At 46.8% G+C, this 14,512-nt stretch carries 17 protein-coding genes; 5 read left to right on the top strand and 12 right to left on the bottom strand.

Annotated features, from left to right (window positions below; translation table 11 throughout):
* Positions 1–12: 12 nt before the first annotated feature.
* The 5 genes from MKX34_RS02655 to MKX34_RS02635 all read right to left on the bottom strand — a co-directional run bounded on the left by MKX34_RS02655 (position 13) and on the right by MKX34_RS02635 (position 4,327).
* Entirely contained in the window at positions 13–1,293 is a 1,281-nt protein-coding gene (locus MKX34_RS02655; protein ID WP_076141852.1) for an ABC transporter permease, read from the bottom strand.
* Positions 1,286–2,188, bottom strand: a complete 903-nt coding sequence (locus MKX34_RS02650; protein WP_036676693.1) for an ATP-binding cassette domain-containing protein — start codon at positions 2,186–2,188, stop codon at positions 1,286–1,288. The genes MKX34_RS02655 and MKX34_RS02650 overlap by 8 nt, the downstream gene beginning before the upstream one ends.
* Before the next feature lie 4 nt (positions 2,189–2,192).
* Positions 2,193–3,122, bottom strand: coding sequence for an ABC transporter ATP-binding protein (locus MKX34_RS02645; RefSeq protein WP_036676691.1), 930 nt, complete (start codon positions 3,120–3,122; stop codon positions 2,193–2,195).
* 19 nt (positions 3,123–3,141) lie between these two features.
* The gene (locus tag MKX34_RS02640; protein ID WP_036676688.1) at positions 3,142–3,537 is read right to left on the bottom strand and encodes a GntR family transcriptional regulator; all 396 of its coding nucleotides are present in this window, start codon (positions 3,535–3,537) and stop codon (positions 3,142–3,144) included.
* Positions 3,538–3,598: 61 nt separating this feature from the next.
* On the bottom strand, positions 3,599–4,327 hold the full coding sequence (locus MKX34_RS02635) for a hypothetical protein (protein ID WP_052096740.1): 729 nt from the start codon (positions 4,325–4,327) through the stop codon (positions 3,599–3,601).
* Between the two features lie 489 nt (positions 4,328–4,816).
* On the opposite strand from MKX34_RS02635, the gene MKX34_RS02630 reads away from it, so the two are divergent.
* Positions 4,817–5,029 carry a hypothetical protein gene (locus tag MKX34_RS02630; RefSeq protein ID WP_076297310.1) on the top strand — a complete coding sequence of 71 codons (213 nt, stop codon included), beginning with the start codon at positions 4,817–4,819 and terminating at the stop codon, positions 5,027–5,029.
* A 353-nt stretch (positions 5,030–5,382) separates the two neighbouring features.
* Here the strand turns inward: MKX34_RS02630 and MKX34_RS02625 are convergent, their stop codons facing one another.
* The 7 genes from MKX34_RS02625 to MKX34_RS02595 all read right to left on the bottom strand — a co-directional run bounded on the left by MKX34_RS02625 (position 5,383) and on the right by MKX34_RS02595 (position 11,447).
* A complete protein-coding gene (locus MKX34_RS02625) occupies positions 5,383–5,847 on the bottom strand; it encodes a DUF420 domain-containing protein (RefSeq protein ID WP_036682502.1) in 465 nt (154 codons plus the stop codon).
* Positions 5,848–5,873: 26 nt separating this feature from the next.
* Positions 5,874–6,794 (bottom strand): cytochrome c oxidase assembly factor CtaG, encoded by a 921-nt coding sequence (gene ctaG / locus MKX34_RS02620; RefSeq protein WP_076101359.1) that lies wholly within the window; start codon positions 6,792–6,794, stop codon positions 5,874–5,876.
* Positions 6,795–6,879: 85 nt separating this feature from the next.
* Entirely contained in the window at positions 6,880–7,206 is a 327-nt protein-coding gene (locus tag MKX34_RS02615) for a cytochrome C oxidase subunit IV family protein (protein ID WP_036682505.1), read from the bottom strand.
* Between the two features lie 5 nt (positions 7,207–7,211).
* Positions 7,212–7,838, bottom strand: a complete 627-nt coding sequence (locus MKX34_RS02610; protein WP_076101357.1) for a cytochrome (ubi)quinol oxidase subunit III — start codon at positions 7,836–7,838, stop codon at positions 7,212–7,214.
* Entirely contained in the window at positions 7,835–9,682 is a 1,848-nt protein-coding gene (gene ctaD, locus MKX34_RS02605; protein ID WP_051491246.1) for a cytochrome c oxidase subunit I, read from the bottom strand. Before ctaD ends, MKX34_RS02610 begins: the two co-directional genes overlap by 4 nt.
* Positions 9,683–9,808: 126 nt before the next feature.
* On the bottom strand, positions 9,809–10,855 hold the full coding sequence (gene coxB / locus MKX34_RS02600) for a cytochrome c oxidase subunit II (RefSeq protein WP_076101356.1): 1,047 nt from the start codon (positions 10,853–10,855) through the stop codon (positions 9,809–9,811).
* A gap of 403 nt (positions 10,856–11,258) precedes the next feature.
* Positions 11,259–11,447 (bottom strand): hypothetical protein, encoded by a 189-nt coding sequence (locus MKX34_RS02595; RefSeq protein ID WP_019913840.1) that lies wholly within the window; start codon positions 11,445–11,447, stop codon positions 11,259–11,261.
* A 48-nt stretch (positions 11,448–11,495) separates the two neighbouring features.
* Here MKX34_RS02595 and MKX34_RS02590 point away from each other — a divergent pair, with 48 nt between their 5' ends.
* The 4 genes from MKX34_RS02590 (at position 11,496) to MKX34_RS02575 (ending at position 14,406) form a co-directional block, all read left to right on the top strand.
* The gene (locus tag MKX34_RS02590; RefSeq protein ID WP_256715230.1) at positions 11,496–11,627 is read left to right on the top strand and encodes a hypothetical protein; all 132 of its coding nucleotides are present in this window, start codon (positions 11,496–11,498) and stop codon (positions 11,625–11,627) included.
* A 290-nt stretch (positions 11,628–11,917) separates the two neighbouring features.
* Positions 11,918–12,907 (top strand): serine hydrolase, encoded by a 990-nt coding sequence (locus MKX34_RS02585; protein WP_076297309.1) that lies wholly within the window; start codon positions 11,918–11,920, stop codon positions 12,905–12,907.
* Positions 12,908–13,000: 93 nt separating this feature from the next.
* On the top strand, positions 13,001–13,339 hold the full coding sequence (locus MKX34_RS02580) for a membrane protein (protein ID WP_036682511.1): 339 nt from the start codon (positions 13,001–13,003) through the stop codon (positions 13,337–13,339).
* A gap of 110 nt (positions 13,340–13,449) precedes the next feature.
* Positions 13,450–14,406: a diacylglycerol kinase family protein gene (locus MKX34_RS02575; protein WP_076297308.1), complete on the top strand. Its 957-nt coding sequence runs from the start codon at positions 13,450–13,452 to the stop codon at positions 14,404–14,406.
* The last annotated feature ends 106 nt before the right edge of the window (positions 14,407–14,512 follow it).

Genomic DNA, 14,512 nt, shown 5'->3' with positions numbered 1-14,512 from the left:
TATGAGGCCTTCTTAGATCTTGTATGCTTTCATTGCTTTTCTGATTTCTTTAATACTTGGGCGTTTGCCGTACATCAGTACGCCGGTACGATAGATCTTGGCTGCCAGCCATCCGAAGATGAAGGTAGTCACAAGCAGGATCAGCAGCGATACAATGACTTGCCAGATCGCCACCTCACCGACACCAATTCGGAGCAGCATCGTCAATGGTGAAGTGAAAGGTACATAACTCGCTATCTTAACCACTAGAGTATCCGCATTGGAGATACTGAACAGTGGAACATAGAACGCTACGAAGCCTAACATCATGATTGGCATTACCGCCTGGCCGAGATCCTCCGTACGGCTGACAATCGAACCTACAGCCGCATACATCAAGGCATAGAGGAAGTAACCTAAGACATACAAGACAAATCCATAGAGCAGCAAGTTAATATTGAGCTGGCCTAAATCCAGATCAAAGTCAGCCAATACGGTTGCGTTATGCGGGAGCGTCAAATTGACGACGATCGCTGCGACAAAGATCCCAATTTGCAATATTCCTACTAAGAAAACACCGATAACTTTACCGAACATTTGCGCTAAAGGTGAGGCACTTGTAATGAGAATCTCCATAATCCGCGAGCTTTTCTCAGAGGTTATCTCAGCGGCAATCATGTTGCCTGTCATCATAATGGACATAAAGAACAACATAAGCATGGCATATACGATAATGTAGTTAATGGCCGGAGTGTCCTCCTGAGAGCTTTCACTGCCACCGCCTGCCTTAAGCTGTTGTGTAGTAATCTGCACTGGTGTTGACATTGCAGCAATCTGTTCAGAGGTCAGCTTGTCGCCAACGATGAATTGTGTGTTTGCTTGCTGAAGTGCATTTTGAAGATAAACTTGAACATCTCCGTTTAGTTCCCCATCATTACTGTGATAAGTAACGGGTGGAAGCCCTTCACCAGTAGGTTCTGCAAAAGTAACATAACCTTCTACTGTCTCTTCATCTAATGCTTTCTTTAACTCGGCATCATCCGCAGAAGCATATTGTACTATCTTAGCCTGTGGCATGCCCTCTGGCGCAGTATAAGCCTTCAGCAATTCTGCAACCTGATTTCCCTCTTCAGCAATCACAGCAATTTGAGTAACTTCACTTTTGGCCGAATCACCCTTAAACTGATCGATGATATAGGGAAGATTCATCCCTATGCTGAGCAATAATACTAGAATCAAAGTAGTAATCATAAATGATTTCGTTCTAACTTTATTTTTAAAGGTAAAGCCGATAATTGTCCCCATCTTATTCATTAGATTCACCCACCGCTCTGATAAAGATTTGGTTTAACGTAGGTTCCTTGATTTCAAAATGCTCCACTTCACCCTGTGCTATCGCCTGCTGTAAAATACGCTGTGCTGCACCGATCTCACTGATCGATAACAGATACCCACGCTCCAGCCGTTTCACTGCTGTAACGCCTGCGATGGACTCCAGACCTTTTACCTCATTAGCTGTACGCAGCAATACTTCTTCCCGCGGGTAGCCATTCTTGATCGTGCGGATATCCCCTTGAACGACCGTATTGGAACGATCGAGAATCGTAATGTTACGGCACAGCTCTTCTACATGCTCCATCCGGTGCGTAGAGAAAAGGATACTTGTTCCCGAATCACGCAATTCTTTGACCGTATCTTTCAGCAGCTCCACGTTTACTGGGTCCAGCCCGCTGAAAGCTTCATCTAGAATCAGAATCTGCGGTTTATGAACGACAGCGGCGATAAAGCCCATTTTTTGCTGATTTCCTTTGGAAAGCTCTTCTATCTTTTTATTGTAATAATCCGGAACCTCAAATCGATCCAGCCAATAGCGCAAGCTCTTATCTGCATCACTAGCTGACATCCCACGCAGGCGGGCTAAGTAAACGATTTGATCGCTGATCTTCACCTTAGGATATAGTCCGCGTTCTTCGGGCAGATAACCCATAAGTTGCTGCAGTTCACTGTTGAAAGGCTTCCCGTTATACAAAATTTTGCCCTCATCAGGGTAGATTAGGCCGAGTACCATACGCATCGTGGTTGTTTTTCCCGCGCCGTTCGCCCCCAGTAATCCGTAAATTTCCCCTTTACCTACAGTTAGGTTAATTCCGTTTACTGCGGTTTTTTCTCCATATTGCTTAACTACACTTTCCAGCTTTAAGGCTTCCATTTCTCTAGTCCCCTCTCTTGTGGTCAATTAGAATAGGACGATGACCCTGTGTCCATAAACTTAATATTTCGTCCAGTTCCAAACTGCGGCTCTTGATAACCTTTACGCCCAAGTTATGAATGCGTTTCTCGTTTTCAGAAAATTGTTCTATGATAAAAGAAGCTACACCCGGTGTATCCATTGTAAAGTGCAAGCCTCCTGGCAACTCAGCCGATAACTCCGCAAGCTCCTCTTCATCCGCAGCATTCACCCAAACCTCGGTCCAAGCACCGAACAGACTGTCTTTTTCAGCCATGCCCAGCAGTTCTCCCCGATGCATAAGGACGATATAATCCGCCAGCCGCCGCACCTCATCCACAATGTGTGTGGAGATGATGATCGTTGCGTTGTTCTCATCCATATATTTACGAAGTGTCTCGATCATAATCTTCCAGGCAAAAGGATCAAGACCTGATGAAGGTTCATCCAATAGCAGCAGACTTGGCCGCGCCGCAAGTGCTGCAGCAATTTCGAATTTCCGGCGCTCCCCCTTAGACATCTTCGAAAGTCTCATATGATACGGAACCTCCAAGCGATCCATCAGCTCCTGAAAATATTGATCGTCCCAATTTGGATACCAATACTTCCGAAATCGAGCTGCCTCCTCTGCATTCCAGTGGTTCTCCTCAGTAATTGACGTTTCAGGAACATAGGCAATGGTCTGGCGAAGCTCCAGAGACAACCCGCTATCATACCTGTTCTCGAACCAATATATCTCGCCTTCCTCTGGATTAGTCAGCTGCATCAGCAGATTCAGCAGTGTGCTTTTGCCGGAACCATTCTGACCTACCAAAGCTGTAATATATCCTTTAGGCATATTCAGGGTCAGCGGCCCTATCGTCTTGTTTCGCCGCCGTTTAAGTACATTCCGCAATTCTATAGCCATCTGTACCATATGAGTAAGCGCCCCCCTCTCAATCCTTTTCTCTATACTTGCGTTCTACAATCTCCATAAAAATCTGTTCAAGTTCATCCTTGCTGCAATGTACCGATCGGCCGATATCCACTGCACTTTCAAGTGCTTTGCCAACCGTTTCCCGTTTATATTCTTCCATTGCTCCGTCACCTACATGGGATACAAAGGTACCTGTTCCTTGTCGCGTTCGCAGCAAACCTTCGTTCTCCAGATCCTGATATACCCGCCGCACGGTAATTACACTGCATTTCAGATCTCCTGCGAACTCACGAATTGAGGGCAGCAGCGTACCTTCTGTAATGACTCCGCTAATGATTAATGATCTAAGCTGAGTCTCTATTTGATGATAGAGGGGCTCTGCACTATTTTCGTTGATTTGTACCGGTATCCACATTATTTACACCTCGCCTTCCACTCTAGCGTGCTAGAGCGCAGTCCTTGCCATTTCCGATTTTTTATACGAGATTGCGACTTTTCAGCCGATGTATAGTCCATTTAGAGAATAATTGCACAGATATTGTCCCCAGCAGAAGTGACCCCCACATGATCGGAGATAACAACCCCCACTCCTTTGAATAGGAGATACTGTATAAGAACAAACTGCCTCCGCCCAGTGTAACTAAGAACGATGTTGCCCACGATAAAACTACGATAAGCAATGTTAGCCATAGATAAGCTTTGCCGCTAAAAAGATATTCAATAAAAATATATAGACCCGAGACCATGAATCCGAAGCCGAGCCAAGTAATCGCAAAAGCTATATACGAAGGAACCGCCAGTTCTGTCCGGAAATTCTCTCCTAACAAGTAAATAATACCGAAGAATAACGTACCATTTAGTGTAAAGGAGCCCACACCCTGAAGTTTCCTCCGCGATAATATTACTGCAGCTGGAATCGGTAAAGTCCGTAAGTAAACCAACATTTTTGTGTAAGAGTCTTCACTCCAATATTTCATGGAGCGGCGAGAGAATGTTAATCCCAATAAGGGGATAAAGGAGAGAAATAAGAAATCCGCTAGCATCGTCCGATCCTGCTCACCTAGTACATCATTTGCTATCAGGCTAGTCAGTCCACCAAGATAACTCATAAAAACAACTGTTATTACGAGGGTCCCTAATATTTTTAATTTGTCTCCGCGAAAATCAGAGCGCAACATAAACCATGAATCTTTTAATGTTTTCATCAATGCTAACCTCGCTTTACAATGTCTTCAGCGTCTAGCAGAAGCAGGTGTTCATATCCCTGTGCTTACTGTATATATCTATATACACAGTATATGACCTTGGTTTTTTATTGTCAATCCTGTAACTGGAAATTATTCAAAAGAAATAAGAGGTTTGGGCAACCTCATACTTCAAGTTTATGGAGATACTCTCAGACGTTAGGTACCGCTTATTAATTGAGATTAACTACAATGAGGGGGAATTGAGGGGGAATTGAGGCAGAATTCTACGGGGCGAATGTAACTGGGATAATTGAGTTTATTAGATAATTCATTCAGTAGAATGAATTAGTAAGAGCTCACTCTCTGCTTCTATGCAACGTGTTGGTGTGATGTGCGTTGAAGGAGGCGGGTGGTGAGTATCGGGGCGGATAGTGGTTCAGGTTCGGGTTCGGGTTCGAGTGAGGGCGGGGGTTTCGGATGTGGGGTGCTAGTTCGGGGGTATGATGCGTGCGCGGCGGATGGTCCGGTTTCGAGGGTGGGGTGCTGGTTCGGATGCTGGTGCAATTTCAGATGCGGGGTGCTGATTCGGCTGCTGACTGGTTCAGGTTTCAGGTGTGGGATACCGTTTCGGCTGCTAGTGCAGTTTCAGGTGTGGGATATGGGCGACTGCCGGACGGAATAGCAACATTAGGGAAAAACTCCCTAAAATCAGCCAAATAGAGCTTAGATTACGAGCTTTTAGGGAATTCCTCCCTAAAAATTCAGCTATTACTCTGTTATTGGGTTAATTCCATTCAATTTTAGGGAGGATTTCCCTAATTATGGCCTTTTTTAGCTAATTTCGTTCATTTTCAGGGAGGTTTTCCCTGATTGCGTCTTTTTCGAGCTAGCTTCGTTCAATTTCAGGACAGATCCCCGAAACTCCACAAATGAAAATAAGCCCATTACCCGCAATCCCTACTCAGGAACATGCAGATATATAGGCTTATTTCATAACTATTTACGACTCTGCTACTCTAGTGCTGTTCATTCGCTCAACGCACTAAACTCTGTGCTCTATTCAAGCACTTATTTTACGCACCCAAAATAACTTCCCACACCGGCTTGGTGTGTCCACCTGGATACAAAACATACAACAGCACGTACACCATAACGCCTGTAATCGCTGTGATAAACCAAATTATCGATGTCACTCTGCCCCACTTACGGTGCTTGGAATACTTCGCCTTGAAACCAAGAGTTAACGTAGTAAGTCCGAATACCGCAGCTACGGTTGCCAGGACGATATGGAAGATCAGAAACACTTGATAAATCGTCTTCAGTTCATCCGGACCGCCCCATGAGGTATTCCCCACAAACAACGTTCTCGATACGTAAACAATAAAAAACAGCAGCGCAGCGATAGCGGCAGCAATCATCGTTTTCTTATGCGCCTCGCGTTTGCCCTTGATAATGAGCCACCAACCTATAGCCACCAGCACCGCGCTGAGCACGATGAATGACGTACTAATAGTCGGGAACACTGTGAAAATATCCATGATTCTCCCCCTCGGCAGTCTACCAGTTATGCACGGTTCAAGTTGCTCTCCTGAAGTGTTGAGGATGGCGTCGACAATTCATCGTCGTCTTGTCCGTTCTCTTTTTTATACCAATGATAGAACACATAAGCAAGCATAGAGGCAAAAATAAATTCCTGAATGAACTTCATCGCGATGCCTCCCACCTGTTGATCCACCTTCGGCGACATCACTTCAAAGAATGCAGGACCTCCAAAATTCTGAAGTAAAACAGTGGGGTCACCCGAGATACAATAGCCCATAGCACGCGCCCAAGTCTCTGGATCACTGTAAGTGGCGTAGAGCGGATGATCGGCAAATATAATCAGCCCGCAAGCTGGCGTCAGCAATACCATGTTCAGAAAAATAAACCCAATCTTCCCAAGCCCACTCGCCATACGATGTTCCGGCAGCGGATTAATCAGCGTCCACCACATTAAAGCAGAGGTCAGGAACAAAATAATGTAATAAATACGATGAACAGTAAAATGCAACATCACATAATCATGAATAACAGGAATATGGTACAAGGAAAAAAGTCCGTTAAACAATAGGGCAGCGACCACTGGATGAGCTAAAAAAGATAACCGCCGAAGCGGATTCACCTTTAGTATCCTGCGCCAGATAAAATCTGGTATTCCAAGCATAATCAGGGGCACTGCTACCAGATAAGACAAGGCCATACTGACCATGTGGAAGGAAAACATCATATGCCCTAAAAGGCTAATGGGTCCTCCTTGTGCCAGATAAAGGGCAAGCATCCCACAGACAAATAACGCTCTACGCCAAAATGGCACCGTAACTGAATCGGCATAACGCCCAGCAATCGGACCAATCCACACAAAATAACCTGCTGTCAGCAGCAGCATTACCGCTAGAAAAAGCGGACTCCATAGTTCAGCAAAGCTAAAGTATTCTAATCCCAGCATAATCCCAACCTCCTAGCGCAGGAATTCTTATATCTAAACATCAAAAAGAGGGGGCATCGCAGCCCACCTCTTTCATTATTGTCCGTTAGTTCCACCAAACCCAATACAGCGACATAACAATACAGGTCCCAGCGATAAAGAAGCCGCCCAGCATGAAGAGAATCGGCAGAAGATGCCCTTTATCTTTTAGGTGCATCCAGAAGCCCATCTGTACAATCACCTGAAGAACAGCCATTACCAGCAGCAAAATAATCGCAAAGGTTGCATTTACTCCCCCAGCCGCAACAGCGGCGAAAGCAATCAATGTTAAGACAATGGAGAAAATAAAGACAACAATATGTTTCTGTGGTCCTTCATGCCGATGACGTTGCTTATACCCGCCGCTATCTGGCATATGCTGATCCGTCGTCATAGTGCCTAGCCCACCTTTCCGAGTAGGTATACAACCGTAAAGATGAAGACCCATACCACATCGATAAAATGCCAGTACATGGCTGACACATACACTTTTGGTGCAGTAACTACCGTTAACCCCTTGCGGGCGAGCTGCCCGATTAAGATGGAGATCCAAGCGATCCCGAAGGCTACGTGCGCACCATGAAATCCTACCAGTGTGTAGAATGCCGAGCTGAATGCACTTGTGGTCATTCCGAATTCTTCGTGTCTTACATATTGAGTAAACTCATAGATCTCCAAAACCAGGAAACCTAAACCTAAGACTACAGTCACTAAAAGCCAATTCCGTAGCAGTGCCGGCCGATTTCTGTGCATCGCTTGAATAGCGAATACACTCGTCAGACTGCTTACCAGCAGGATGAATGTTGCAGCGGCTACTAGCGGCAGGTGAAACAGTTCATTCGCCGAAGGCCCCTCATTCGTCTGATTACGCAGTGCGAGGAAAGTAGCGAACAACGTGCCGAACAATACCGCTTCGCCGCCTAGAAACAACCAAAAGGCAAGAACCTTGTTGCGTCCTTCGAGCGTAGCTTTTTCCGGCTCGTGCGGAAAGGTATCCTTAGAAGCTTCTGCATGTGCCGTTGTCATGTCCGCTCACTTCCTTCCAGCTCTTCAGGTTCAATATGCCATCCGTGATCATCATACAGCGAACGCATCAGCATGGATCCAAATGTAATAATAAGACCGATGGCTGTAACGATATAATTATTAAACAGGAAGCTCATAAAAGCATTGCCGAATTCATCACGGCTAAACATAAAGCCAAGCCCAGCGATAAAAATTCCGATAGACATCGTAAACGGTAAAATCGTTGCCGACGGCATATGAATTGAGCCCACCGGCTCTGCTGGTGTCATGCCTTTATTCCCTGCTACTTTTTCTTTCCAGAAGGCATCAATCCCCCGAATAAGAGGTGTTTGCTTGAAGTTATATTCTGGCGGCGGTGAAGGAATGGTCCATTCCAATGTACGTCCATCCTCCCACGGATCATTGCTTGCATCCGCTGGTTTTCTGGAAGTCAGGAAGATGTTCACCAAGAAAATAATCATACCGACACCCATAAGTCCTGCACCGATGGTACTGACTAGATTCAGGAAATCAAATTGCTGATTAGGTAAATAAGTAAATACGCGGCGCTGCATCCCCATAAGCCCAAGGAAATGCTGTACAAAGAAGGTCAGATGGAATCCGATGATAAACGTCCAGAAGGTCCACTTGCCCAGCTTCTCACTCAGCATCCGTCCGAACATCTTCGGCCACCAGTAGTGCAGACCTGCGAACAGGCCAAGCACCAAGCCACCAACAATAACATAGTGGAAATGCGCTACGACAAAATACGTATCATGGAACTGAAAGTCAGCAGGTGCGGACGCCAGCATCACTCCAGTTACTCCCCCCATAGTGAAGGTAGGAATAAATCCAACAGCGAACAGGTTAGGGGTTGTGAAACGTACTTGCCCGCCCCACATCGTGAACAACCAGTTAAAAATTTTAATCCCGGTAGGAACCGCAATTAACATCGTTGATACGGAGAACAACGCGTTAGCTACAGGTCCAAGTCCAGTTGTGAACATGTGGTGAGCCCAGACCATGAAGCCTAAAAAGGCGATCAAGATGGTTGCAAACACCATGGAGCTATATCCGAACAGTCTTTTACGCGAAAAGGTTGGGATGACCTCGGAAATAATCCCGAAGGCAGGCAGAATGAGAATGTAAACTTCCGGATGACCAAATATCCAGAAGATATGCTGCCATAGCACTGGACTTCCTCCGGCTCCAACTTCGAAGAAATTGGCTCCGAGAATCCGGTCGAATGTCAACAGTACTAAACCTACTGTTATTGCTGGAAAAGCAAACAAAATAATGGCGGAAGTGATAAATGTGGTCCAGGCGAACATCGGCATCCGCATATAGGTCATTCCCGGTGCACGCATCGTAATGATCGTGGCTAGAAAGTTAATCCCCCCGATGAGGGTCCCTAATCCGGCAATTTGTAAGCCGATCGTATAGAAGTCTACACCGTGTGTAGTGCTGTATGTACTCGTAGATAGTGGGGTGTAGGCGGTCCACCCGGCGTCAGGAGCGCCACCCATAACCCAGCTAAGATTCAGTAGAATCCCGCCGAACAGGAAGGTCCAGAAACCAAGTGCATTTAGAAAAGGAAAGGCTACGTCACGTGCACCGATCTGTAGCGGAATGACGGCATTCATGAGTGCGAAGATGACTGGCATGACGCCGAGGAAGATCATCGTCGTACCATGCATGGTTATGAGTTCATTAAACGTTTGTGCATCCAAAAAGTTATTCATCGGCTTGATGAGCTGCCAGCGAATCAGAAGCGCTTCAATTCCCCCGATGCCAAAAAATAATCCTCCGGCCCATAGGTACAAAATCGCGATTTTTTTGTGATCGACGGTTGTTAGCCAATCCATAAGTCCTGTATGGCGCTTCACACTGTGGCCGTGCCCCAGAGGCTTGGATGAATTCAAGGTATGCGCTGCTTGAGCCAAAGTTCGTCCCCCCTTTTCGAAAGTTCCGCCCGCCTTTAGGCTAAGGCATTAGTCCAGCTTATAGTTGGCCAGATACTCTGCAATGCCATCAATCTCAGCATCACTCAGGCCCAGATCTTTGGGGTTAGGCATCAGATTGCCTGGTTTTACGGATTGCGGGTCGTGCAGCCAGGTTTTGAGATTCTCTTCAATCGGCGCACCATCTTCCCTCGTGTCGTCGTTGAGCAGAATTCCAGCAATCGACTCCCGAGAACCAATTCCGGTCAAGTTCGGCGCATTATTAATCCCTTGATCGCCTACAGCGTGGCAAGTCAGACATGCCGCTTTGAACTTCTCAGCTAAAGCAGGATCCTCCGGCAGCACAGCGACAGGCGCTTTCATCGAATCAATCCACTTCTGAAATTCCTGTTCACTAACTGATTTCACCTTAAATTCCATCAATCCATGAGAAGGCCCACATAGCTCCGCACATTTCCCACGGTAAACGCCTTCATTAGGCGCACTAAAGCTAAAGCGGTTAATCGTTCCAGCTGGGTTGGTATCGATTTTACCGGAAAGAGAAGGGACCCAGAAGGAGTGCAGCACATCTTTAGTTTCCAGTTCAAAGGCGATATCTTTGCCCACCGGAATAATCAGATCCTGTGCTGTAGTTACCTTATAATCGGTATACTCAAACTCCCACCAGTATTGGTGGCCGGTTACTTTAACCTTGATCGCATTCTTGTCATTGGAATGATCATCTCCAGCGGCAAACACTGCTTTCACCGTTGGCACGGCCAGTACTACAACAAGGATAAGCGGAATAACTGTCCAGAGAATCTCAAGTTTAATGCTGCCCTCAACCTGCTCAGGGATTTCATTCTGACCCGGTCTTCTGCGGAAGCGGATCAGTACATAAGCTGCAATCGTAAAGACAATCAGCAGCACCACGATCATAATGCTGATCGACAGCTCCATTAATCCGTAAGATCTGTCTGCTGCAGGTCCCTGTGGTCTGAGTACTGACAAGTCCTCACGACCGCACCCGGCAAGAAAGAGTCCAAACATAGCGGTCATGGGAAGGAGTCGCTTTACAGCCTGCCACGTTTTCATCATTGATCTACCCCGCTTTTCCCGATTTCGTAGATTCCTGTTTTTTTCTGTCAATTATAACAATCACTATTAATATAAGTTTAAGGGAAAGTTTTGTCAATCGTTCACAACTAGTTCACATTGTAATTTTCGACACAATAAACCCTTGTCCCATCTGGATTTGATGGCATTTTATGAAAACGCAAACAAATAAAAAATAATAAAGAAAGCGCATACACTTTAAAATGTGTCTATTAATTCATTTGACTATTCTATGAGGAAGACTTTTCCTTATTCGTAAATGGGCATACAAAAAAAACCGATTCCAGCAACAAAAGTTGCTCGGGCACGGTTTATAAGAATCCTCGTGGATGTTATTACTCAAAATGATGTCTAAAGTTAAGCAAGTGACAAACGTATCTGTTAGCTAGGAGACGGATGAATTCATCCGTACCAACTCGTGTTCCACGACCATGGTCAGTTCCTCTTCATAGCCTCCTGTAATCCGATACTTTCGGACGTACTCCTTTACGAATTTCTTGGGATCTTTGGGCCGGAAAATGCGTGTCATTTCCCGTAGACTTTCCTTGACTTCGTTATGACCTTTACTTGCCATGATCAGTTCCCTCCCAAAACATTGAAAATGAATGCTCCGTTGTAGAGAATGCATGATGAAAAGTACGCCGTAACCTCGAATGCAAGTGAAGTATCCATTACACATACGTGGCTTGCACTATCCGTCAAAACGTGGAATCTAAAGCTAAATCTAGCCTTTGAAACACCGCCTTGCCGGTGAAGCAGGTTCGTCGTGATTTGGGCTGAGAGTAAGGACGCCTGATGAACGATAGCTCCTTGACACTTTTATTACCCGAAGAGCCACTTACTGAATCACTCCTTTCGGGCCTTATCGTTATATTGTATCATATTCCGGATTAACTTCCACCTTTCCTTGTAAAATGTACTATTTGGAAAATATTATTTTTTTACAACTCTCTTCGTAAGTCATATGTCTCCAAACTGGTTAAAATACAATAACCAATACAGCAAGTGAAACTGCATTTATCAACAAATGAGAAGGAGATCGTTATGGCCCAGCCTGTAATTCCCGTAATGACTACCGCAACGCCAGAGGACACAGCTACACGCCGGGAGGGTCTTGAACAAGCCCATCAAGCTATCCTAAAAGAATATCCCAAGATGCATAGCATACTTATTGTGCGCCATGGCAACCTTATCTTCGAACGTTATTATAACGACCATCATGCTGGAGCATTAAATGATCTCCGTTCTGCTACCAAAAGTTTTGTCAGTGTCCTTACGGGAATCGCTATCGACCGTGGCGAGATGCCTGATCTCCATATTTCTGTATCTGAGGTACTTCACAAGCATATTCCATACCTTCACTCCCCACATCTCTCAAAAATCACACTCCGTCATCTTCTTACCATGACTTCCGGCTTTAGCTGGATCACAGGGAAGAAGCTCGGTGAACCTCTCGTTCGGAACCTCCATCGCAGCCGCCGCTGGGGTTCCTTTGGCCTTAGCTTGAACATTATTCCAGAACAAATCGGCCAGTTCCAATATCGAAGCATCGACTCACATCTAATCTCGATGATGATTAGTGAATCTACAGGTCTTGATGCATTTTCCTATGCAGCACAGCATTTATTCACTCCACTCCGAATGGCTAATACCGCTTGGTTACCTAGCCCCGAAGGACATAGCATGGGTCATATCGGTTTGCACCTAACGTCTCGGGATATGGCTAAATTCGGAATTTGCCTGCTGAATAATGGAGTGTTTGCAGAGCAGCAAATCATCCCAGAACATTGGTTGCAGGATGCACTTACCACTCAAACTAAGGGATATCCAGCGTTTGGTGATTACGGATATCAGTTTTGGATCGGTACGATGAGCGGGCAGCCCTACAAACTCGCCCACGGGCATGGCGGGCAGCAGATTCTGCTCTTCCCCAATCTGGATGCTGTAGTGGTCTTTACAGCAGAGAGCAAGACAAACAACTGGAAGAACCCTCGCAGGCTGCTTGAAAAGTATGTTCTCCCTTCAATGAGCTAAACATACTTTTTCCTGACAAGTCATAGGCTTGTAAGGAAGAAGGATTCGAACAATCAAGCCCCTTCTTCTCCAAGCAGAAGGAGAGTGAGCCCATTGTCCCCTTTTAAATCATCCACCGGATTGCCCGATAATATAGCGGGCGCGTTGTGTTACTTTTTCCCTTTTCTCGGCGGCGTCGTCTTTCTCGCATTGGAGAAACGCAGCCGCTTTGTGCTTTTCCATTCGCTGCAATCACTGATTACCTTCGGGGTGCTGATGATCCTCCACGTACTAACCGGATTGGTCCCATTCCTCGGTCCCTTGATGAGTGCCCTCGTCTCTCTTTGCAGCTTTGGGGTGTGGCTGTTAATGATCTACCATGCCTTAAGTGGCAGGTGGTATAAACTCCCTTGGGCAGGTGATATCGCAGAAAGTCAGATTCGCCATCTGTAATCCCCCAAAAAGCAGCCCCTCTGATCGCTGAAAAGTATTCCCTTTTGCCCATCCACTCCTTACAATGTAGAAAGGGCATCAATGGAATTCTACAGGCTGGAGGAAATCATATGTATCTATTTATCATAAACCCGCGTTCCGGCGGGGGAGCAGGCGGCCGGACCTGGCATACTGTAGAGGCGCTCATGAAGGAGCGTTCGCTGCCTTTCATGTCCTTGTTTACGCACAGCGTAGAGGGTGCAGAAGCCCTTGTTTTAAATACACTAAAGCATCGCGAGGATTGGAAAGCTGTGATTGTAATCGGTGGTGACGGCACGCTCCATAGCATTTTGGGTGCACTTTGCGGTAAAGATATCCCCATGGGCGTGATTCCTGCCGGCTCCGGCAACGACACCGCCCGGGGGTTCGGCATCCCGCTTTCGATAGAAGCCGCGCTGGAGGCCGCCCTTAGTGAGCGGTATATCGAAGCAGACCTGCTTTCAGGAGCAAACGGACTGACCGTAACAGCCGTTGCCAACGGCTTTGATGCTCAGGTGGCCGAGAATGTGAATGCCAGCCGTTACAAACGGCTGTGCAATGCCATTGGAGCAGGCCAGCTGGCGTATATCATCGGCATATTGCATACGCTGATGACGTTCAAGCCCTGCCGGGTAAGTGTAGTCTGCGACGGCACGGAGCATGCCTTCGAGAAGGCATGGCTGGTCTCGATCTGCAACCTGCCCAGCTACGGCGGCGGGCTTTTGATCTGCCCGCAGGCAAAGGCCGATGACGGCCAGCTCGACGTCTGCGTCGTGCACGGGTGCAGCCGCGGGCAGCTGCTGCGGCTGTTCCCTACGGTACTGAAGGGCAAGCATGTGGCGTTGCCCTTCGTGTCTATGCTGCGCGGACGTAGCGTAGCCGTAGGCTTTGCCGAGGCCCGGCCTGCGATCGGCGACGGCGAGAGCCTCGGCAAAGGGCCGCTGGCCGTTCGCTGCGAGCCGGGGGCGCTGCGGGTGCTCTCGCCGCTGGCGGCGGACAGCATACAGCTGCCCGTCGACACTGCAGCGGCATGCGGCAGCAACGGGTAACCTGACCCGTGCATACCATACACACAAAAAACAGCAAGCGACTGGTTCGTAACCAGTTCGCTTGCTGTTTTGTATATCCTATAGCTTTTGACTGAGAATTCATTCC

Origin of the sequence: Paenibacillus sp. FSL R5-0636, assembly GCF_037974255.1 — a bacterium.
GTDB classification, from domain to species: Bacteria; Bacillota; Bacilli; order Paenibacillales; family Paenibacillaceae; genus Paenibacillus_AQ; species Paenibacillus_AQ odorifer.
The sequence above is the reverse complement of the archived record's forward strand: the minus strand, read 5'-3'. Positions and strand labels throughout refer to the sequence as shown.